The sequence below is a fragment of the Micromonospora coerulea genome, from assembly GCF_016598485.1.
Classification (GTDB): Bacteria; Actinomycetota; Actinomycetes; order Mycobacteriales; family Micromonosporaceae; genus Micromonospora; species Micromonospora coerulea.
In genome coordinates this window covers 59,997-80,713 of record NZ_JAEMUW010000025.1, presented here as the reverse complement: position 1 = coordinate 80,713, position 20,717 = coordinate 59,997, and the positions used below count along the sequence as shown (strand labels likewise).

General features: G+C 74.3%; 19 protein-coding genes and 2 pseudogenes. 7 read left to right on the top strand and 14 right to left on the bottom strand.

Translation table 11 applies throughout. From position 1 onward, the window contains the following. Positions 1-44: 44 nt before the first annotated feature. The 3 genes from I8N68_RS26370 to I8N68_RS26360 all read right to left on the bottom strand — a co-directional run bounded on the left by I8N68_RS26370 (position 45) and on the right by I8N68_RS26360 (position 1,563). Complete coding sequence (locus I8N68_RS26370; protein WP_200215189.1) at positions 45-536, bottom strand: rhodanese-like domain-containing protein; 492 nt, start codon at positions 534-536, stop codon at positions 45-47. Positions 537-616: 80 nt separating this feature from the next. Then, positions 617-1,069, bottom strand: a complete 453-nt coding sequence (locus I8N68_RS26365) for a cysteine dioxygenase (RefSeq protein WP_200215188.1) — start codon at positions 1,067-1,069, stop codon at positions 617-619. A 116-nt stretch (positions 1,070-1,185) separates the two neighbouring features. Next, positions 1,186-1,563 (bottom strand): cupin domain-containing protein, encoded by a 378-nt coding sequence (locus tag I8N68_RS26360; protein ID WP_200215187.1) that lies wholly within the window; start codon positions 1,561-1,563, stop codon positions 1,186-1,188. 68 nt (positions 1,564-1,631) lie between these two features. On the opposite strand from I8N68_RS26360, the gene I8N68_RS26355 reads away from it, so the two are divergent. After that, on the top strand, positions 1,632-1,826 hold the full coding sequence (locus I8N68_RS26355; RefSeq protein ID WP_200215186.1) for a hypothetical protein: 195 nt from the start codon (positions 1,632-1,634) through the stop codon (positions 1,824-1,826). A gap of 68 nt (positions 1,827-1,894) precedes the next feature. Continuing rightward, positions 1,895-2,818 (top strand): DUF3500 domain-containing protein, encoded by a 924-nt coding sequence (locus I8N68_RS26350; protein WP_234040635.1) that lies wholly within the window; start codon positions 1,895-1,897, stop codon positions 2,816-2,818. A 44-nt stretch (positions 2,819-2,862) separates the two neighbouring features. On the opposite strand, the gene I8N68_RS26345 is transcribed toward I8N68_RS26350, so the two are convergent. The 9 genes and pseudogenes from I8N68_RS26345 to I8N68_RS26315 form a co-directional block, all read right to left on the bottom strand. Next, positions 2,863-3,621 (bottom strand): class I SAM-dependent methyltransferase, encoded by a 759-nt coding sequence (locus tag I8N68_RS26345; protein ID WP_200215184.1) that lies wholly within the window; start codon positions 3,619-3,621, stop codon positions 2,863-2,865. A gap of 103 nt (positions 3,622-3,724) precedes the next feature. Further along, positions 3,725-4,225, bottom strand: coding sequence for a DUF2231 domain-containing protein (locus I8N68_RS26340; protein ID WP_200215183.1), 501 nt, complete (start codon positions 4,223-4,225; stop codon positions 3,725-3,727). Between the two features lie 77 nt (positions 4,226-4,302). Next, positions 4,303-5,043 carry a GAF and ANTAR domain-containing protein gene (locus tag I8N68_RS26335; protein WP_200215182.1) on the bottom strand — a complete coding sequence of 247 codons (741 nt, stop codon included), beginning with the start codon at positions 5,041-5,043 and terminating at the stop codon, positions 4,303-4,305. A 188-nt stretch (positions 5,044-5,231) separates the two neighbouring features. Continuing rightward, the gene (gene secA2 / locus I8N68_RS26330) at positions 5,232-7,526 is read right to left on the bottom strand and encodes an accessory Sec system translocase SecA2 (RefSeq protein WP_200215181.1); all 2,295 of its coding nucleotides are present in this window, start codon (positions 7,524-7,526) and stop codon (positions 5,232-5,234) included. Positions 7,527-7,690: 164 nt separating this feature from the next. Next, positions 7,691-8,086, bottom strand: a complete 396-nt coding sequence (locus I8N68_RS33735) for an ATP-binding cassette domain-containing protein (protein ID WP_307812984.1) — start codon at positions 8,084-8,086, stop codon at positions 7,691-7,693. A gap of 94 nt (positions 8,087-8,180) precedes the next feature. Continuing rightward, positions 8,181-8,357, bottom strand: a pseudogene (locus tag I8N68_RS34035) (ATP-binding cassette domain-containing protein); the annotation flags it as partial. A 268-nt stretch (positions 8,358-8,625) separates the two neighbouring features. Beyond that, positions 8,626-9,441: pseudogene (locus tag I8N68_RS33185) on the bottom strand (ABC transporter ATP-binding protein); the annotation flags it as partial. 30 nt (positions 9,442-9,471) lie between these two features. Then, positions 9,472-10,560 carry a zinc-dependent alcohol dehydrogenase gene (locus tag I8N68_RS26320; RefSeq protein WP_200215180.1) on the bottom strand — a complete coding sequence of 363 codons (1,089 nt, stop codon included), beginning with the start codon at positions 10,558-10,560 and terminating at the stop codon, positions 9,472-9,474. Beyond that, the gene (locus I8N68_RS26315; RefSeq protein WP_200215179.1) at positions 10,553-11,584 is read right to left on the bottom strand and encodes a Gfo/Idh/MocA family protein; all 1,032 of its coding nucleotides are present in this window, start codon (positions 11,582-11,584) and stop codon (positions 10,553-10,555) included. Before I8N68_RS26315 ends, I8N68_RS26320 begins: the two co-directional genes overlap by 8 nt. Before the next feature lie 251 nt (positions 11,585-11,835). Between I8N68_RS26315 and I8N68_RS26310 the strand changes: the two genes are divergently transcribed. The 5 genes from I8N68_RS26310 to ctaD all read left to right on the top strand — a co-directional run bounded on the left by I8N68_RS26310 (position 11,836) and on the right by ctaD (position 17,676). Next, positions 11,836-12,816 (top strand): glucosyl-3-phosphoglycerate synthase, encoded by a 981-nt coding sequence (locus I8N68_RS26310; protein WP_307812983.1) that lies wholly within the window; start codon positions 11,836-11,838, stop codon positions 12,814-12,816. 130 nt (positions 12,817-12,946) lie between these two features. Beyond that, positions 12,947-14,098, top strand: coding sequence for a glycosyltransferase (locus I8N68_RS26305; RefSeq protein ID WP_200215177.1), 1,152 nt, complete (start codon positions 12,947-12,949; stop codon positions 14,096-14,098). A 112-nt stretch (positions 14,099-14,210) separates the two neighbouring features. Then, positions 14,211-14,678, top strand: coding sequence for a DUF4383 domain-containing protein (locus tag I8N68_RS26300; RefSeq protein ID WP_200215176.1), 468 nt, complete (start codon positions 14,211-14,213; stop codon positions 14,676-14,678). A 172-nt stretch (positions 14,679-14,850) separates the two neighbouring features. Beyond that, positions 14,851-15,582, top strand: coding sequence for an ATP-binding protein (locus tag I8N68_RS26295; RefSeq protein ID WP_200215175.1), 732 nt, complete (start codon positions 14,851-14,853; stop codon positions 15,580-15,582). Positions 15,583-15,669: 87 nt separating this feature from the next. Further along, positions 15,670-17,676, top strand: a complete 2,007-nt coding sequence (gene ctaD, locus I8N68_RS26290) for an aa3-type cytochrome oxidase subunit I (RefSeq protein ID WP_200215174.1) — start codon at positions 15,670-15,672, stop codon at positions 17,674-17,676. A 67-nt stretch (positions 17,677-17,743) separates the two neighbouring features. Here the strand turns inward: ctaD and I8N68_RS26285 are convergent, their stop codons facing one another. Then, positions 17,744-18,886, bottom strand: coding sequence for a SigB/SigF/SigG family RNA polymerase sigma factor (locus I8N68_RS26285; protein ID WP_200215173.1), 1,143 nt, complete (start codon positions 18,884-18,886; stop codon positions 17,744-17,746). A 257-nt stretch (positions 18,887-19,143) separates the two neighbouring features. Beyond that, positions 19,144-20,556, bottom strand: coding sequence for a hypothetical protein (locus tag I8N68_RS26280; protein ID WP_307812982.1), 1,413 nt, complete (start codon positions 20,554-20,556; stop codon positions 19,144-19,146). Between the last annotated feature and the right edge of the window lie 161 nt (positions 20,557-20,717).

Genomic DNA, 20,717 nt, shown 5'->3' with positions numbered 1-20,717 from the left:
CTGAGCTGGCGGTCGCGCCCGCCACGCCGGGGACGGCGCGGCGGTCAGCGGTGCGCCCGGCCGGCGGTGACCGGGGGCGCGGCGGACGAGGGGCGGTGCGGCGGGGTGGGGCCGAGCGTGGGCAGACCGGCGATGCGCCAGGCGGCGAACCCGCCGACCACGTCGGTGGCCCGGTGCAGGCCGAGATCCTGGAGGGCGGCGGCGGCCAGCGAGGAGGTGTAGCCCTCCTGGCAGAGGATCACCACCGGCAGGTCGTAGCCGACGGCCTGGGGCAGCCGGGCCGGGCAGCGCGGGTCGAACCGCCACTCGAGCACGTTGCGTTCGACGGCGAGGGAGCCGGGTACGGTGCCGTGCGCGGCGCGCTGGCCAGCCGGCCGGATGTCGACCAGCAGCGCCCCCGACCGGTACGCGAGGTGGGCCTGCTCGGGGTCGAGCCGGCGCAGCCGGGCGCGGGCGTCGGCGAGGATCTCCTCGATACCCCGGGAGTCGGCGGGCGCTGCCGGACAGCTGTCGGTGCGGGTCTGGGTCGGTGGCATCGTCGGGTCCTTCCATGACCGGGCGGCGGCCGGGGGCTTCGGACGGTGGGCGGCGGCGGACGGTTCGGGGTGGTGGGCGGTCACCAGGCGACGCCGGCCTCGGCGACCTCGGCGATCCGGAGGTGGCCGTCGAGGAGCCGGTACCGGGTCATCCGGCGCAGCGCGGGGCGGTAGACGTGCACGCTGACCGCCGGCTGGTCACCCCGGTTGGTGACGACGTGCACGTGCCGCGCGCCGAAGCGCCGGCCGGCGCCGGTGGCGAGCCGGTGCGGCCGCAGTCGGCCGCCACTGACGGTCTGCTCGGTGAGGGTGCCGGCGACGACCAGGAAGCCGCCGGCGGAGCCGCCGTGGTCGTGCAGGTCGGTGCCCTGGCCGGGCAGCCAGCTCAGCGCCCAGACCTCGTGGTCGGGGCCGGCCGCGAGCCGGGCGTACCACCGCTGCGCCCGGTCGAAGCGCAGCGGGACCGGCCAGCCGGTGGGGTCCGCGTACCGGGCGGCGACGGCGAGCAGGTCCGGCGGGTGACTGCTGGTCATGGGCGGATCGTCCTTCCGGCGCGGAGCGGAACGTGTTCCGTCACTATAGAAGGCAAAGCCTATAGGTTTAGTAGGCAATACCGCATGCTGGGAGGCGGCGGTGACCCCCGATCCGGTCAGCGGACCAGCGGGGGGTCCACCCGATACCCCGGCACCGACGGCCAGCGCACCGTCAGCACCACCGACTCCCGCTCCGCGTACCAGGAGTGGTCCACGCCCCGTCCCCACACCACGTAGTCGCCGGGCGTGCCGAGCACCACTGTGCGGTCCGGCAGCTCCACCCGGAACCGCCCGCTGATCAGCACCAGCAGCGCCGTCCGCCGCTCACCGGTGGCCCATTGCGAGCGGGTCTCCCCCGCCGGGTGCACCCCCCACTTGACCTCGACCTCGGTGCTGTGCCGGACGTCCCCCGGCGGCTTGAAGTGACCGAGCAGCCAGCCCGCGTCGGTGGCGCCGTCCACCCCCGCGTTGCCGACGTACACCGAATCGTCCATCCACCCCTCCCCTGCCGGGCTGGCAAGCTATCAGGCGCGCCCGGCCGGGATCCCACCAACCTGGACGGATGACCGACGACACCGACGCGGAGACTCTCGCCTTCGCGCACCGGATGTTCGACCTGGCGCGCGGCGGGATGACCGAGGAACTGGCCGGACAGGTCGACGCGGGGCTGCCGGTCAACCTGGGCAGCCCGTCGGCGGTGGACATCGCCCGCTTCTTCGACCTGCCGGAGATGCTGGCGGCGCTCGGGCGGAGCTGAGCCACCGGCCGGTGCGCCGGCCGGCGGGGCGGTATACAGGGTCGGTGGAGGATCCCGTACCCGAGCAGATGCGCGCCGCGGCCGACGCCCTGCTGGCGGCGCTCGACGAGCCGGGCAGGCGGCGCGCCCGGCACGCCTTCGACGACGAGTCGGCCCGGCGGTGGCTGGAGTACCGGCCCCGGCCCCGGCCCGGCGTGCCGCTGGCCGACCTGGACGTGGCGGCCCGCAAGGCGGCGCACCGGCTGCTCGCGACCGCGCTGAGCCCCCCGGCGTACGCGCAGGCGATGGCGATCGTCGCCCTCGAGGAGGTGCTCGATCGGGCGGAGGACTGGCGGCGCGGCCGGCACAGCGGCGACTACTGGGTGGCCGTCTTCGGCGACCCGGCCGCCGACGACCGCTGGGGCTGGCGGATCGAGGGGCACCACCTCTCGGTGAGTATGACCGTGGTCGACGACCAGGTCTCCTCGGCGCCGCTGTTCTTCGGCGCCAACCCGGCCACCGTCCGGCACGCGGGCCGGCCGGTCTCCCGACCGCTCGCCGTCGAAGAGGACCTGGCCCGCGAGCTGCTGGACGCGCTCGGCCCGGCGGGACGGGCCGCGGCGATCGTCGCCGACGAGGCGCCCGCCGATATCATCAGCGCCACCCGGCCGACCGCCCCGGGCCGGCTCGACCCGCTCGGGGTGCCCCGCGACCGGCTCACCCCGACCGGCCGGGCGCTGCTCGACCAACTCGTCGCCCTCTACCTCGACCGGCTGCCGCCGGAGCTGGCCGCCCGCGAGGCCGGCCGGCTGGACGGCGGTGAGCTGCACTTCGCCTGGGCCGGCCCGACCCGGCCGGGCCAGCGGCACTACTACCGGATCCAGGCCGACGACCTGCTGATCGAGTACGACAACACCACCGACGACGGCAACCACGCGCACACCGTCCTGCGCCGCCCGGCCAGTGATTTCGGCGCGGACGTCCTCGCCGCCCACCACGCCACCGCCCACTGACTCCGCCCGGCCCGCCCCTCGGTGGCACGGCGGCCGGAGGCGGGTCAGGGTTTGCGGGCGTCGATGAGGAAGCGTCGGGCGTGGGCGACGAAGGGGCCCTCGGCGCGGATCCGGTCGTGCAGGCGGCGCAACTCGTCGCGGTACCGGTCCACGGTGAAGCCGGGCACGGTCCAGATCACCTTGCGCAGGAAGCGGACCACCGCGGCGATGTCGTGGAAGACCGTCCGCAGGGTGGCCGTACGCAGGTCGACGACCTCCAGTCCGGCGGCCCTGGCGGCGGCGACCGCCTGCTCCGGGTGGCGGCTGGCCGGCGGCGGCAGCGGGCCGAGGATCGCCTCGCTCAGCTCCCGGACGGTGCCCGCGCCGATCTGCTGCGACAGGTAACCGCCACCGGGCCGCAGCACCCGGGCGATCTCGTCCCACCAGGTGTCCACCGGGTGCCGGCTGGTCACCAGGTCGAACGAGTCGTCGCGGAACGGCAGCGGGGGCCGCTCCGCCACCCGGACCACGGTGCCGCCGACCCGGCGCAGCGTACGGCGGGCGACCTCGACGTTCGGCGGCCAGGCCTCGGTGGCGACCAGCAGCGGCGGCGGGACGGGCGTCCCGGCGAGCACCTCTCCCCCGCCGGTGTCGATGTCCAGCGCGGCCGCGACCGTGGCCATCCGGGCCCCGACCAGCCGGGCATAGCCCCACGGCGGCCGTTCCTCGGTGGCCCGCCCGGCCAGCCAGGAAAAGTCCCAGCCGTCGACCGGTACGCCGGCCCCCTCGGCGATCAGCTCCTCGAAGTCCCGCTCGGCATGCATCGGGCCAGCCTGCCGCCACTGGCCGGCACCCGGCAACGAGTTTCCCCGCCCACTCGCGTCCGCTGGGCCACCCGCGGCTCCCGGTCGGGCGGCGCGGTCCCGGTCAGGCCGGCGGGCGGACGATCTCAACGGTGGACCCGCCGACGGGGCCCAGCGCCTCGAACCCGCTCGCCTCCATCCGGCCCCGGTCGAATTGCCGCATCAGCCGGGCGCCGAGCCGCACCCCGACCCCGCCGACGGCGAGGGCGACCAGTTCGGTGACCAGCAGCACGCCGGTGGCGCCTCGCTCCGGCGAGTGGGACCGGATCAGGCAGGTGAGCAGGAACAGCGCCGCCATCACGGCGTTGACCAGGTTGAACATGATCGCGGTGCGACGCGTGCGGCCGGCCCGGACGTCCCACAGGTCTACCATGCCGGCGACGGCGGCGAGGGCGGCCGAGACCAGCGCGGCGACGGCGCTCCAGTAGCCCACCTCGCCGAGGAAGGCCGGGCCGCCGGCCACGTCGGCCAGGTCGAACACGGCGGCGCTGACGAAGAGCCCCAACGGGAACGTCACCAGCATCGGTTGGATGGGATGGCCCTGCACCCGCAGTCGGCTCTCCATCGGTTCCTCCCCAGGATCGGCGCGACTCGCCAGCTCAGAGTGCTACCCGGGCGCCAATGGGGCGAAACGAACGTTCCTCAGCTCTCCCGAGGACGGGAGACCGTGATCACCAGCCGCTCGGCCACCTCGCGTAGCGGTATGTCCAACGAGGCGGCGGCGCTGCGCAGCACGTCCAGCGCTTCCGGGGCCGGGCAGCCGCGCTGAGTCATGATCACGCCGATGGCCTGACCGACGACCCCCTCCTCCAGCAGGGTGGTGTCCAACTGGTCCACCTCCGCCGCCTGCCGGGCCCGGTCCCGGACCGCGGCCAGGAGCAACCCGGCGTGCTCGGCGAGCAGCATCGCGGTGAGCTGGTGCCGGGTGGTCAGCGGCTCCGCCGACCCGGCGTACAGGTTCATCGCGCCGATCATCTGCTCGTCCACGTCGACCGGCGCGGAGATCACCCCGCGTACGCCGAGACGGCGGGCCCGCCCGGTCCAGGCCGGCCAGCGCGACTCCGCGGCCAGGTCCTCCGCGAGGATCATCTCGCGGCAGCGGATGGCGCTCATCGCCGGCGAATCAGGGCCGTGCCGCAGGTCGTCCAGCTCGGCCAGCCGAGGGTCGGAGGCCGCCCCGCCGGCCGGCTCGCCGGCCCGCAGCGCGGTGAACCCGCACCACGCCACCCCCGGTACGGCGTCCCGGGCGATCCGCACCAGCGCGGTCAGGGCCTCGTCGAAGTCGGTGATGCCGATCAGGCCGGCGGTCAGCTCGCGCAGCAGGGCGGCCGTCTCCAGCACCCCGAGGTTGTCGCTCATGGGCTCCCGCGTGTTCAGGTTCACCGCGCCACGGCCCCCGCCACCCGCGGGCACCGCCCCGCGGTGTTCCCCTCCGGCGCCATTGCCAGTTCCATGCGTCGCCTCTCCCTGACTCGAAAGCCTCGGGCTACTACCCTCGCAAACCGGGATCGAAACCGCGCAAAGGGGTCCCTTCCGGCGCGGTCGCACGCCGGCAGGAACCCCTGCGACGGTCAGTGGGAACCGGAGATGAGCCGCCGCCCGACGGAGGCGATCAGCCGGTCCAGCTCCGAGCCGAACGGGTTGTCGTGCACCAGGTACGTCCAGGTGGCGGTCGGCCGGACCAGCTTCGCGGCGTCCGGCTCCCAGCCCTCGTCGAACTCGGTCTCCGAGAAGGTGGCGATGGTCCGCGTCTCGATCTCCGGAACCAGGGCGTTGAACGCCGGCACGGCGCTGCGGTGGAACTCGTCGAGCGGGTCGAGCCGGCCCAGCGCGCGCAGGTGCACGCCCTCCCGGACCTCGGAGAGCTCGGCCAGGTGGTCGGCCCAGAGTCGGTCCAGGTGGTAGAGGGCGATCGACCGGGCCGCGTCGGCGAGCAGGTCCTCGTCCATCTCGCCGGCCTTCTCCGGCACCCGCTCCAGCAGCATCAGCGCGGCGATGTCGCTGGTGAGCAGCCGCTCGCGGCGCTCGGCGAGCGCCTTGCGCTGCTGCTCGATCACCACGCTGTAGCGCCAGGTGTTGCGGTGGATCTCGTGGTTGACGCCCTCGGCGACCCGCTGGGCGTGCTCCACCGCGTAGTCGACCTGCGGGTCGGTGACCAGGCCGTCGGCGTTCATCCGGGGCGACGGCGGGATGGCGTCACCGGCGTGCCGGACCACCAGGTCGTCCTCCAGGCTGACGAAGAAAACCGAGCCGCCCGGGTCGCCCTGGCGGCCGGCCCGGCCGCGCAGCTGGTCGTCGACGCGGCGGCTGTCGTGCCGGCCGCTGCCGATCACGTACAGGCCGCCCAGCTCGGCCACCCGCTCCTGGTCGACCTGGTCGCTGCCGCCGAGCCGGATGTCGACACCCCGACCGGCCATCTGGGTGGAGACGGTCACCGCGCCGTACGCGCCGGCCTCGGCGATGATCGCCGCCTCCTCGTCGTCGTTCTTGGCGTTGAGCACCACGCAGGGCACCCCGGCGGCGTGCAGGCCGGCGGCCAGCCCCTCGGACTCCTTCACGTCCAGGGTGCCGACCAGCACCGGCCGGCCCTGCTCGTGGCAGCGCTTGATCTCGTCGATCAGCGCCTCCTCCTTCTCGGCCCGGGTCGCGTAGATCCGGTCCGGCTCGTCCTCCCGGACGCACGGCGTGTTCGGCGGGATCACCGCGACCTCGAGGCCGAAGAACTCCCGCAGCTGGTCGCCGACCAGCACCGCGGTCGCGGTCATCCCGCAGACCGTCGGATAGAGCGCGATGTACGCCTGCACGGCGATGGTGCCGAGCACCTCGCCCTCGGCGGTCGCGTCCAGCCCCTCCTTCGCCTCCACGGCGGCCTGGAGGCCGTCCGGCCAGCGGCGACGCTGCGCCACCCGGCCGCGCATCTCGTCGATCAGCTCGACCGAGCCGTCCCGGACGATGTAGTCGACGTCACGGTGCAGGAGGGCTTGGGCGTGCAGCGCCACGTTCACCGCGGAGAGCTGCGCGACGTGCTCCTCGTCATACAGGTCGATACCGCCGAGCTTGGCCTCGACGGTGGCCAGGCCGGCCGCGGTGAAGGCGACGCTGCGGCCGTCCTCGGCCACGGTGTAGTGCTTGCCCCTGCGCAGCCCGCGCACCAGCGCGGCGGCCGCGTGCACCGGGTCCTGCTCGCCGGGGACCGCGCCGGCGAGGACCATCGGCACCCGGGCCTCGTCGATCAGGATGGAGTCGGCCTCGTCGACGATCGCGGTCCGCAGCGGCCGCTGGACCCGGTCGTCGAGGTCGGTGACGAGCTGGTCGCGCAGGTAGTCGAAGCCGGCCTCGCTGACCGAGACGTAGGTGACGTCGCAGCCGTACGCGGCGCGCCGCTCCTCGGGGGTGGAGGCCTCGTTGACCCAGCCGACGGTGAGCCCGAGCAGCCGGTAGACCGGCGCCATCCACTCGGCGTCGCGGCGGGCCAGGTAGTCGTTGACGGTGAGCACGTGCACCGGACCGTTGCCCATCCGCACGTGCCCGTACGCGGCGATGGTGGCGGTGAGCGTCTTGCCCTCACCGGTGGCCATCTCGGCGACCTTGCCGGACAGCAGCGCCATCGCGCCGAGCAGCTGCACGTCGTACGGCCGCTGGTCCAGCCCGCGCCGGGCGGCCTCGCGGCCGATCGCGCAGATCTCCTCGTACCCGGTGGCGGCGCCGGCGGCCTCGGTCAGCTCGGCGTCGCCGAGCGCCTGCAGCTCCGCCTCGCGCGCCTCGACAGCCGGCAGCAGCTTCTCCAGCGGGGCCAGCTCGACCGTGGTTCCCGGCCGCTGGAGGAACCGCCGGAACCTGCTCTTCACCCGTTGCGACACACCCATGAGCGGCAACGGTACGCGACCGCGGAGCAATTTCCGTGCCCCGGTCGGCATGTCGGTGGCCGACCGGGTGGGCCCCGGGCCGGGCGGACGCCGCCCGGCGAAGGTCCGACAGCGGGGCGGAAAGCGTCCGGAAGGTACCGGACGGGGCCGACCCACGCGTCCGGTCAGCTCACCAGCAGCTGGTGGGTGGCCAGCTCGCGGTAGAGCGGGCTGGTCCCGGTCAGCTCGTCGTGGGTGCCGACGGCGACCACCCGGCCGCCGTCGAGAACCACGATCTGGTCGGCGTCCACGACGGTGGAGAGCCGGTGCGCCACGATCAGCAGGGTGCGCCGGACCGCCACCGCGTCGATGGCCCGGCGCAGCGCCGCCTCGTTGCGGGCGTCGAGGTTGCTGGTCGGCTCGTCGAACAGGAGCACCGGCGGCCCGGCGAGCAGTGTGCGGGCGATGGCCAGGCGCTGCCGTTCGCCGCCGGAGAGCAGCACCCCGCCCTCGCCGACCTGCACGCCCAGCCCCTCGGCGGTGCGCTCGGCCAGGTGGCCCAGGTTGACCTCGTCGAGCACGGCCCGCAGCTCGTCGTCGGTGGCCTCCGGCGCGGTGATCCAGCAGGTTGTCCCGCAGCGTCCCGGCCAGCACCGGGGCCTCCTGCTCGACGTAGCCGAGCCGGGCCCGCAGCGCGTCCCGGGGCAGCTCCCGCAGGTCCGTCCCGTCGAGGCGCAGCGCGCCGTCGGTGACCTCGTAGAAGCGCTCGACGAGGGCGAGCAGGGTGGACTTGCCGGCGCCGGACGGGCCGACCAGCGCGGTCCGGGTCCCGGCCGGGACGGTGAAGCTCACCGCGTGCAGCACGGGCGGGCCGCCGGGGTAGCCGAAGCCGACCCGGTCGAACTCGATCGCGGGCGGCCGCCCGGCCGCCGGAGCCGCCACCGGCCGGGCCCGCCGGTCGTCGGCCCCCTCCGCGGGTACGGCGAGGATCTCCTCGATCCGGGCGAGCGCGCCGAGCCCGCTCTGCAACTGGGTGTACGCCGTGCACCGCCTGCCCCAGCGGCAGCACCAGGAAGAACAGGAACATCACGAAGGCGACCAGGTCGCCGACGCTGATCGCGCCGGCCGCCACCCGGGCCCCGCCGACCGCGAGCACCAGCAGGAACGCACCCTGGATGGTGACCGTGCTGGCCGGGCCGACGAGTGCCTGCACCCGGGCGACCCGGAGCCCGGCCGCGTACGCCCCGGCGGCGCTGGCGGCGACCGTGTCGGCCTCCCGCGCCTCGGCCCGGCTGGCCCGGATGGTGCGGGCGGCGGAGATGGCCCGCTCGACGGCGGAGGTCATCTCACCGACCCGTTCCTGGGCCCGGCGGGCCAGCCCGCGGACCCGGCGGGCCACGGTGAGCGCGAAGCCGATGCCGACCCCGACGGCGGCCAGGGTCACCCCGAACAGCGGCGGGTCCAGCAGCAGCATCGCCGTCCCCGCGCCCAGCACCATCACCGCCCCGGTGACCGTCTCGAAGAGGCCGGAGGTGACCACGGCGCGCAGCAGGGTGGTGTCCGAGCCGACCCGGGAGAGCAGGTCGCCGGTGCGGCGGCGGTCGTACTCGGCGATGGGCAGCCGCAGCAGGTGCCCGGCGAGCCGGCGCCGGGTGCCCAGCACGAGCCCTTCGGCGGTGCGTTGCAGCAGGTAGTCGCGGAGCCCGCCGACCGCCGCGCCGGCCACCACGAGCAGCACCAGCACGGCGACCAGCCCCGCGACCGGCCGGGCGGCGGTGATCCGGTCCAGCACCAACCGGGTGAGCAGCGGCTGCGCCAGGGCCGCCCCGGCACCGGCCAACGACAGCGCGCCCACCACGGCGAGGGTGCCGCGATGGGCGCGCAGGTACGGCAGCAGGGCGGCGAGCCCCGCCGGGCGGGCGGCTTCGGTGGTCATGGCAGCACGCTATCCGCCGTCAACCCGCCACTAGCCGGTGAGCACCACCTGGAGCTCGGAGCGGCGGCGCTCGGCCAGGTCGGTGAGTAGCGCCGGCGCCTCCTCGAACGGCACCACCGCCGAGACGAGGTGCTTGCGGATCAGGTCGCCGTACTGCCGGAGCAGCTCGATGGTCTCCGCGGAGAGCCGTTCCCGGTCCCAGGTGGGAGTCAGTCCGCGGGGCACCCGCCCGATCTGGGCGCAGCGCAGCGACAGGCCGTTGTGGTGGAACTCCTCGCCGAGCCGGACCTCGTCCGCGCCGGCCTGGTAGAAGGCCAGGTCGATGACGGTGCCCTGCGGGCGCAGCAGGCGCAGCGCGAGCTGCAGGGCCCACGCCTGGCCCCGGCACTGGAAGACCACGTCGGCGCCCCGGTCACCGGCGGCATGGTTCCACCGGGTCTTGAGCACCACCGCCGGGTCGTCGGCGGTCGGGTCGAGGATCTCCAGGCCGAGCGCCTCGGCCACCTCCCGCCGCTGCGGCGTCGGGTCCAGCACCACCACCGAGGCGGCGCCGTGCCGCCGGGCGAACAGCGCGGTGAGCAGCGCGACGACACCGCTGCCGACGACCGCGACCCGGCGTCCGCGCACCCCGTCGCCGAGCGAGCGCACGTCGGTGCCGCACAGGTCGGCGGCGGCGTGCAGCAGCCCGTTGGCGCAGATCGGGCCCATGTGGGCGACGTACACACCGAGCAGCGGGTCGAGGTCGTCCGGCAGCGGCACGAAGCGTTCGGCGACCGGGTCGGCGACGTACCGGGTGCGGTGCCCGTAGGTCATCGCGCCCACCGTGCCCACCGCGATCGCCGGGGTGCGGCTCTCCACCACCCGGCCCACCTGCATGTAGCCCAGCCGGGTCACCGGGTACGGGGTGCTCGCCTCGCCGGGCTGGAACAGGCCGAGGTCGGCGTTCCAGGTGACGTTGAGGTAGGGGTTGGTGCCCTTGACGTAGCTGAGTTCGGTGCCGGCGGAGACGCCGCTGTAGAGCGTCTCCACCCGGAAGGTGCCGTCGCGCAGCTCGGCGGCGTCCTGCTCGACCAGCTCCACCCGCCCGGGCGCGCTGACCACCACGACCTGGTCACGCATCGACGGTCACCCCCGCCGGCACGGCGTCGGCCACGGCCGCCCGGGGCCGCGCGGCGGGGCCGGTGGGCAGCGACACGCTGCGGCCGGTACGGGCCGACTCGGCCACCGCGAGCGCGAGCCGCTGGGTGCGCAGCGCCTCCGCGTACGGCACGCGGACGTCGTCGCCGATCCCCCGGACCGCGTCGACGAAGGCCCGGTCGACGGCCGCCCGGGCACCGTCGGGGTCGGCGGGCAGGTGCCGCTCGCCGTCCCCGTCGCAGACGGTCAGGCCGTCCTCGGCCAGCGACAGCGCCAGCCCGTCGGCGAGGATCTCCACGCCGGCCCGGTGCTTCCAGCCCAGCACGCACGCCGCGGCGAGCGTGCCGACGGCGCCGCCCTCGAACCGCAGCGTCGCCGCGGTCACCGAGTCGATGTCGGCGCCGTCGACCGGCGGCGGGTTGCCGTCGCCGTACGCGGTCACCTCGGTCGCCTCGCCGACCAGCGCCCGGACCAGGTCGAGCACGTGTGCGGCCTGCTCGACCACCGGCCCGCCGGAGCGGTCCCGGCGGGCCCACCAGGCCACCGGCGGCACCTTGTCCAGCCAGGCGCCGTTGACCATCCGCACCGGACGGTCGGCGAGCAGCTCCCGGGCCTGTTCGACCACGTGCAGGTAGCGCCAGTGGTGGCCGACGGCGGTCAGCAGCTGCCGTCGTTCCACCAGGTCGGCGATCCGCTCGGCGGTCTCCAGGTCGACCGCGACCGGCTTCTCGACGAACATCGGCACCCCGGCGGCGATGACCGCCTCCTCGACCGGCCCGTGCGCGAACGGGGGCACGCAGACGTACACGGCGTCCGGGCCCGCGGCGAGCAGTTCCCCCACGTCGACGAAGGTCCGGGCACCGTGCGGCCCGGCCAGCGCCTCGGCCGCGTCCCGAGCGACATCGGTCACCCCGACCAGTTCCACGTCCTCGAAGCCGCTCAGCACCCGGGCGTGGCGTTGCGCCACCCCGCCGGCTCCGACCAGTCCCACCCGGCACGCCCGCATTCCATCGACCCTCTCGCCACGACATCACGTCCTACCCGGAGAGCACTCCCCCTGCCGGAGCGCGACCAAACCCGCCGGGCGGCGCAATCAGACGTTCATCTGCCGGGAACCGGCCGGTGCCCGGGACGTGATCAAGCTGATAGGCATGATCCGGTTAGCGCGGGGCCTGAACTGGGAAACCCCTTCCCGCGTTTCCGCCACAACCTGGGGGTGTGCCTGTGCGGGATACAGAAGCGATCGTCTCACCGGTGGTGGAGGCCTGGGCCACCTATCGGACCACGTCGGCCGGGGACTGGCCGGCTCGGCGCCTGCTGCGCGCCAAGGGTGACAGCCGGGTCAGCGTGGTGCTGCCGGCCCGCAACGAAGAGGCCACCGTCGGCGCGATCGTGTCGACGATCCGTCAGCATCTGATGGACCGACTGCCCCTGGTCGACGAGCTGATCGTGGTCGACTCCCGGTCCACCGACCGGACCGCCCAGGTGGCCCGGGCGGCCGGCGCCGAGGTGGTCAGCCAGGACGCGATGACCCGCGGGCTGCCCCAGCTGACCGGCAAGGGCGACGCGCTCTGGGCCGGCCTGGCCGCCGCCGAGGGGGACGTGGTCGCCTTCGTCGACGCGGACCTGCACGAGTTCCGGCCACACTTCGTCACCGGACTGATCGGCCCGTTGCTGACTGATCCGTCGGTCGACTTCGTCAAGGGCTTCTACCACCGGCCGCTGGTCGGCGCGACCAGCGTGGAGGCCGACGGCGGGGGCCGGGTGACCGAGCTGATGGCCCGGCCGCTGCTCAACCTCTTCTGGCCGGAGCTGGCGGGCTTCGTGCAGCCCCTCGCGGGCGAGTACGCGGGCCGCCGGGAGGTGCTCGAACGGGTGCCGTTCGTGTCCGGCTACGGCGTGGAGACGGCGATGCTGATCGACCTGCTGGAGCTGGTCGGTCTCGACGCGCTGGCCCAGGTGGACCTGGGTGAGCGCAAGCACCGCCACCAGGACACCGCCGCGCTGGGCCGGATGTCCGCCCAGATCATGCTGACCGCCTGGTCCCGGCTGCAACGCCGTGGCTGGGCCAGCCCGGGCACCACGCCGGCGGCGCTGCTCACCCAGTTCCGGCGGGGCGGCTCCGACGCGCTGCCCAACCTGGACCGCGAGATCGTGGTCAACGACGTCTCGGTCGAGGAGCGCCCGCCGCTGGCCCAGCTGCGGCACCGGGTGCCCCGGCGGCGGGTGGCGGCGTGAGGCCACCGGTCGAGGGTGGCGAACACCGGTCCCGCGGACCGGCGCACAGCGTTGACGGCCGGCCCACGGGGCCGGTCGCTGGCACGCGGAGGGCCGACGGGGGCGCCGCCGAGGGAAGGATCCCGACACCATGAGTCTCACCGTCCTGATGAACGCCGGCCCCTGGTTGTCGGTGCCGCCCCCCGGCTACGGCGGGATCGAGAACGTGGTGGCCACCCTCGTGCCCGAGCTGCGCCGCCTCGGCGTACGCGTGGTGCTGGCCTCCGTGGAGACCAGCACCCTGGCGGTCGACGAGAAGATCTCCGTCTTCCCGGACGGGCAGTTCCACGCCCTGCAACGGCCGTACAACCAGGTCTGCGGGGTCTCCCAGGCACACCTCAACGGGGTGGTGCGGGCGCTGCAGCACCGCGACGACATCGACCTGGTCCACGACCACGTGGAGGCGGTCGGGCTGGCCACCATGACCGCGATGGGCCCGGACGCCCCGCCGGCGCTGCACACCCTGCACTGGGACCTGGCGAAGCACCCGGAGCTGTACGGCAACCTGGACGGCGGCGACCGGGTCCGGGTCAACGGCGTCTCCGCCTCGCAGCTGGCCCGGGCGCCGCAGGCGCTGCGGGACCACTCGGTGGGGCACGTGCACCTGTCCACCCCGCTGGCCGTGGACGCGGACCGCCGCCCCCGGGTGGACAAGGGCGACTACCTGATCATCCTGGGCCGGATCAACCCGGGCAAGGGCCAGGACCTGGGCGCCCGGCTCGCCCAGCAGGTCGGCTTCCCGCTGGTGCTGGCCGGGCCGGTCGGGCCGTACCACCGGCCGGAGGACCTGGCGGCGGCCGGTGACGAGGCCCGGCAGAACCCCGACGTGCGGTTCTTCTACGAGCACGTCGCCCCGCACGTCGACGGCGACCTGGTCCGCTGGGTCGGCACCGTCGCCGGTCGGGAGCGCGACGACCTGCTCGCCGGGGCCCGCGCCTCGCTCTTCCCGCTGCGCTGGGAGGAGCCCGGCGGCACCGCCGTGGTCGAGTCCCTCGCCCTCGGTACGCCGGTGGTCTCCACCGCGCGCGGCTGCCTGCCCGAGCTGATCGAGCACGGGCGCACCGGGCTGCTCACCTCCGACGAGGAGGAGCTGGGCGAGCTGGTGCTGGCCGCGGAGCTGCTGGATCCCGACGAGTGCCGCCGCGAGGCGGTCGCCCGGTTCACCCCGGCGGTGATGGCGGAGAAGTACGTGGGCCTGTACGAGCGGGTCCGGCTCGGCGCCCGCCCGCTGCAACCGGCCTGACCCGACGCCGACCACCCGGCCCGGCCGCCTTTTGCGCACGGGTCGGGTGGGCGTTTGTCACCGGTGGCGGCGGGAATGCCGCCCGGTCCCTTGTCCGGTGAAGGAGACCGACATGACCAACTCGATGGCGCACTCCCGCGGGCGACGCAACCCCGCGGACGGCCGGGCGCCGGTACGCCGGGTCGCGGCCACCGTCGGGGTGGTCTTCCTGGTCATCGGCGTACTCGGCTTCGTCCCCGGCATCACCAGCAGCTTCGACGACCTGTCCTTCGCCGGCCACCAGTCCGAGGCCAAGCTGCTCGGGCTGTTCCAGGTGTCCGTGCTGCACAACATCGTGCACCTGCTCTTCGGCGTGGCCGGCCTGGCACTGGCGCGCACCGTCTCCGCGGCCCGCACGTTCCTGATCGGCGGCGGCCCGATCTACCTCGTGCTCTGGCTCTACGGCGTGGTGGTCGACTACGACAGCGGGGCCAACTTCATCCCGCTCAACGGCGCCGACAACTGGCTGCACCTCGGGCTCGGGGTGGGCATGATCGCCCTCGGCCTGCTCACCACCCGGCACCTGAACCGCCGCCGCTGACCGCCCACCCCGGACCGGCGGGAACCGCTCCGCCTGCTCCCTCGCGCCGCGCGGCCCCGCGGGTCACCCGAATCGTCGCCGCTGAGCAGTCCCGAATGGGCGGCTGGTCCGGTTTGGCCGGGCCGGGCGACGGGTAGTTCGCAGGTTCGCGACAGACGGAAACGAGGGCACCATGCCGACCCGGATCAGCTGCGAGGTCCGCGACGAGTCGCCGGTCACCCTCGTCCGGCTCGCCGGCGCGCTCGATCTGGCCACCATGCGCGCGGTGCACACCGTGCTCGACCGTTGCCTCACCGCCCAGCCCGACGCGCTCGTGGTCGACCTGACCGAGGTCGAGGTCGCCGATCCGCTGGCGCTGTCGGTCTTCGCGGCCGCCGCGCGGCGGGCCGCCGACTGGCCCGCGGTGCCGATGGTGCTCTGCGCTCCGCCACCGGACGCGGCAGCGTGGCTCGCCGAGACCACCGCGTACCGCGTGGTGCCGGTCCGGCCGGACTGCGCGGAGGCCACCGCACTGGCCGGCGCGGCGGCGGCGCCCCGGCTGCGGGCCCGGCTGGAGCCGGTCGCCGAGGCCTGCCGGCGGGCCCGCGAGCTGGTCGCCGACGCCTGCGGGCGGTGGAACATCCCCGAGCTGACCGGCCCGGCCTCGCTGGTGCTGACCGAGCTGGTGGCCAACGTGGTCCGGCACGCCGGCACGCCGATGCAGGTGACGGTGACGCTGCGCCGCCCGTACCTGCAGGTCGCCGTCGCCGACGGCAGCCGCAGGGCGGCCCGGGCGGTGACCGGGCGGGACGCGCGGGCCGAGGGTGGCCGCGGCCTGATGCTGGTCCGCGAGCTGACCCAGCGTTGGGGCAGCGCGCCGACCGGCGACGGCAAGGTCGTCTGGGCGATGCTACCGGCGAACTGACCGAATTTTCCGCTCTCGCCTGGTTTCATGGGCAGAGGGCCGGGTAGGCGTGCCCGTCCTTTCTGTCGTCACGACGGGGTGAGAAATATGGCCAAGCGGGTAGTCACTGAGCCGCCACGAGACCGGGGACCGGCGGTTCTCGCGCCGGCCAGGTTCGGCGGCTATCCGGGTCCGGTCCGTAGCGCGCTGCCCGGCAACCATCTGATCAAACTGCTCGGCACGACCGACGCCAAGCAGATCGGTCTGCTGTACCTCTACACCTCGTTCCTGTTCTTCCTGATCGGCGGCGTGATGGCGCTGCTGCTGCGGGCCGAACTGGGCCGCCCGGGGCTGCAGTTCCTCTCGCCCGAGCAGTACAACCAGCTCTTCACCATGCACGGCACGATCATGCTGCTGTTCTTCGCCACCCCGCTGGTCTTCGCCTTCGGCAACTACATCGTCCCGCTGCAGATCGGCGCCCCGGACGTCTCGTTCCCCCGGCTGAACGCCTTGGCGTACTGGATGTACCTGTTCGGCGGGTCGATACTCATGGCCAGCTTCTTCACCCCGAGTGGCGCGGCGGACTTCGGCTGGTTCGCGTACACCCCGTTGAGCCTGTCCCAGCACAGCCCGGGGGTCGGCGGAAACATGTGGGTGGTCGGGCTGGCCCTCTCCGGGCTGGGCACGATCCTCGGCGCGGTCAACATGATCACCACCATCGTGACCCTGCGCGCCCCCGGGATGACCATGTTCCGGATGCCGATCTTCACCTGGAACCTGCTGCTCACCAGCGTGCTGGTGATCTTCATCTTCCCGCTGCTGGCGGCGGCGCTCTTCGCACTGGCGTCGGACCGGATCCTGCAGTCGCACGTCTACGACCCGACCACCGGCGGGCCGATGCTCTGGCAGCATCTGTTCTGGTTCTTCGGCCATCCCGAGGTGTACGTCGTGGCGCTGCCGTTCTTCGGCATCGTCAGCGAGATCATCCCGGTGTTCGCCCGCAAGCCGATCTTCGGCTACACCGGTATCGTGCTCGCCACCATCGCGATCACCATCCTGTCGATGACCGTGTGGGCGCACCACATGTTCGCCACCGGCCAGGTGCTGCTGCCGTTCTTCAGCATCGTGAGCTACCTGATCGCGGTGCCGACCGGGGTGAAGTTCTTCAACTGGATCGGCACCATGTGGAAGGGGCAGCTCACCTTCGAGACGCCGATGCTCTTCGCCATCGGCTTCCTGACCACCTTCCTGCTCGGCGGCCTGACCGGGGTGCTGCTGGCCAGCCCGCCCGCCGACTTCCACGTCACCGACACGTACTTCGTGGTGGCGCACTTCCACTACGTGCTGTTCGGCACGATCGTCTTCGCCGCCTTCGGCGGGGTCTACTTCTGGTTCCCGAAGATGACCGGGCGGCTGCTCGACGAACGCCTGGGCAAGGTGCACTTCTGGACCATGTTCGTCGGCTTCCACACGACCTTCCTGGTCCAGCACTGGCTGGGCAACGAGGGCATGCCCCGCCGGTACGCCGACTACCTGCCCGGCGACGGCTTCACGGTCCTCAACACCGTCTCCAGCATCGGATCGTTCATCCTGGGCGTCTCCACGCTGTTCTTCATCTACAACGCCTGGAAGTCCTGGCGGTACGGCACGCTGGTCTCCGTCGACGACCCGTGGGGCTTCGGCAACTCGCTGGAGTGGGCCACCACCTGCCCGCCCCCACTGCGCAACTTCGACCGGATGCACCGGATCCGCTCCGAGCGGCCCGCCTTCGACCTGAAGTACGGCCAGCTCGTCGCCGATCTCGGCCGGGACCTGCCGCAGCGCACCACCAAGCCGCCGCAGCACTTCGCCGAGGAGCTGCACCTCGAGCCGCACGTCCCCGAGTCGCCGGCCGCCGAGGGGGCGCACGGCGCCCGCGAGGCCGTCGAGCACCATCCCGCGCCGCAGTCCGGGGCGCGGCCGGTGGTGGTGCCGGAGCCGGAGCAGATCCGGCGGCCGAGCTTCGAGGAGACCGACGCGCCCGAGGAGATCGAGCCGGGCGCGGAGCGCCGGCCGCCGGAGCGCGAGCGGTGGCGGCACCCGCGCGGGCACGAGGACAACCCCGACGAGCGCTGAGCGTCACGAAAAGAAGGGGGCCGGCGCCACGAGCGCCGGCCCCCTCCCTCGTCCGTACCGGCCAGGTTCAGTCGCCGGCGGGCGGCAGGCCGGCGGCGGCGAGCGAGCGGCGCACCGCGGGCTGCACCCGGGTCAACCGCAGCGGCACGCCGGTCCGCGCCGCCGCGTCCCGGCCGGCCATCAGCGCGGCGATGCCGCCCGCGTCGAAGCCGCCCGCGCCGACCAGGTCGACCACCACCTCGCGGGGCTGCCCGGTCACCGCCGCCAGCATCGCCCGGCGCAGCTGGTCCGCGCCGTCCCGGTCGACCTCGCCGCCGACCTCGACGACCACGCGGTCGCCGTTCTGCTTCACCGAGATCCGGGTCTTCGCCGGCTCCGACTCGGCGGCGCCGTTCTGCCAGGGCGGCGGGGCGTCGGCGAGCATCGCCTGGCGCAGCCAGGTCAGCGCCCGGGACAGCAGCCGGGAGACGTGCATCTGGGAGATGCCGAACCGGGCCGCGATCTCGGCCTGCGTCTGGTTGCCGTAGAAGCGCATGGCGAGGATCCGCCGCTCCCGCCAGGGCAGCCGGTGCAGCAGGCCGCTGACGGTCACCCGGTCGTCGACCGACTCCAGCGCGTTGTCCGACTCGCCGACCAGGTCACCGAACTCGGCGGAGCTCTCCCCGCCGACCGGGGCGTTCAGCGAGGCCGGGCTGTAGCCGGCGGCCGACTCCAGCGCGGCGAGGATCTCCTCCTCCGGCGTCTCCAGCCGTTCGGCCAGCTCGGCGACCGTGGGCGCCCGGGACAGTTCGCTGGTCAGCGCCGCCGTCGCCTGCCCCACCTCGAGGATCAGGTCGCGCAGCCGGCGGGGCACGTGCACGCCCCAGGTGCGGTCCCGGAAGTGCCGTTTGATCTCGCCGACGATGGTGATCGCCGCGTACGCGGTGAACGAGCCCCGTTCCGGGTCGTACCGGTCGACGGCGTTGACCAGGCCGAGACGGGCCACCTGCTCCAGGTCTTCCAGCGGTTCCCCGCGACCGCGGTAGCGGCGGGCGAGCCGACCGGCGAAGGGCAGCGCGAAGCGGACCAGGTCGTCCCGGGCCTCCTGCCGCCGCTCGGGTGGCAACCCGGCGATCCGGGCCGCGTATGCCAGCGCCGCCGCGTCGAGGTCTTCCAGTCCCCGATCGGTGGGTGGTGGTGTCGTCGTGGTGGTGGTGGTCTGTCCGAACATCCGCGCCTCCCTCAGGAAGGTCCCCCGCCCGGATTGGGAAACCGGTCATGCGCGTGGTCGGGCCACGCACCGGGCCGGAAGTGGGTTACGTGACTGGCACGCCAGGAGCGACGACAACTCGCCACGCAGCGTCATCAGGCCGTCGCAGCGAGCGGTGTTCCCGCTCCGTAGGTACTCAATCACGGACCGCGAGTTCGCGAGGATGTTTCGCCGGTGTTGGTGCCCGGCCGCGCGCGAGTGGCGCGGGCCGCCGCCACTCAGCAGACCAGCAGACCCTGGTGGGCACCGACGTCGCGGAGCACGTCGAGCGCGTCACCGACCCGCAGCGGCGGCGGAACCGGCAGGTCGTACGGCTGGTTGCGCAACACCTCCGTGGCACGCCGGGTGGGCACCGAGGTGACCGGGTACCCCCGGGCCGATCCCCGGTCCAGCGAGCGCCGGCGCCGGCCGAAGGCGGCCACCGCCAGCCACTGCGGCAGGCCGGCCAGGGCGGGCGACCGGACCCCCGGCGGCTCGGGCAGCACGTCCACCGAGCTGAACGGCTCGCTGCCGGCGAGCCACCACTCCACCCCCTCCACCCGCCGCCGGGTCGCGTTCTCGCACCAGTACGGCACCATCCCGGCCCGGACCACCTGCCACGGGTCGAGCAGCCGGCCGCACTCGACGACCAGCCGGTCGCCGGTCTTGCCGCAGCGGCGCAACCAACGCCGGTAGAGGTCGGCCGTCGCGGCGCTGAACGCGTCGGGCTGCGGGAAGAACACCTGGTGCAGCGGATGGCCGTGCCGGCCGGTCCACTCCCGGGCGCTGTGGTCGAAATCGGACTCCACGCCGTGCTCGGCGTACCCGGCCGGGGTGCTGACCTCCGGCGGCTCCCAGTGCGCCCCGTCGCCACCGGCGGAGCGGAGCACCTGGCGCAGCGCGTGGGCGTCCGGGTGGAAATCGACCGGGTCCAGCCCGCTGGCCGGGGACCCGACCTGGAAGCTGTGGCCCCGGCCCTCGTCGAGCACCGGCCAGGTGCGGCCATCGCGCAGCAGCAGCACCGCCGCGTCGGGTTCGAGTCGGTCGGCCAGGAACCGCGCGTACGCCGACGGCAGGCGTCGCCAGCGCACCGCCAGGGAGACGGCGGCCCCGGCGAGCGCGCCCCGGCTGGCCGGGCAGTGCACCTGCCGGACGTGCACGTCGGCGTTGCCGGCCAGCAGCCGCGCGGCCAACGCGGCGCCGTGGTCGAGCGCGGCGCGCGGCCGGTCGACCGCGCCCTGCGTCCAGTGCGCGGTCAGCTCGAAGGTGGCCGGCAGCCAGGGCACGCCCAGCGCCACCGCCAGGTGCGCGGCGGCGCCGTGCGCCGAGCCGAGCAGCACCCCCGGGTAGCGGCGCCGCGGGTACTGGTCGACGATCCAGCGCGCCACCCGCTCGGTGTCCACCTCGGCGACCTGGCCGGGGGTGAGGGCGACCCGTCCGGCGGCCCGGGCCGCCGCGGCCCGGCGGACCGGCTCCGGGGCGCCGGTGAAGCGGGACAGCGGGGTGGGGTGCCCGAGGTCGGCGCAGTCGTCGCCGCGCAGGGCCCGGGCGGTCGCCGCGACCAGGACCCGGGCGGTGCTGCCCGCGGCCACCACCCGGTCGCCGGCCAGCCCGGCACCCTCCGCCGTGAGCCCCACCTGCCCCTTGGGCACCGGCCCCACCTTGCCTCGTTCGCTCACCACGCGGCCCGGCTTCCCGTCCCTATGCGGTCTAAACGGGCATCCCCCCACGGCAAGGATCAATCCTCGGGTGGTGCGTCGGCGGGGTGGTCGGGACGCACCGCACCCAGCCGAGGCGAGTCGCCGGTTCCGCC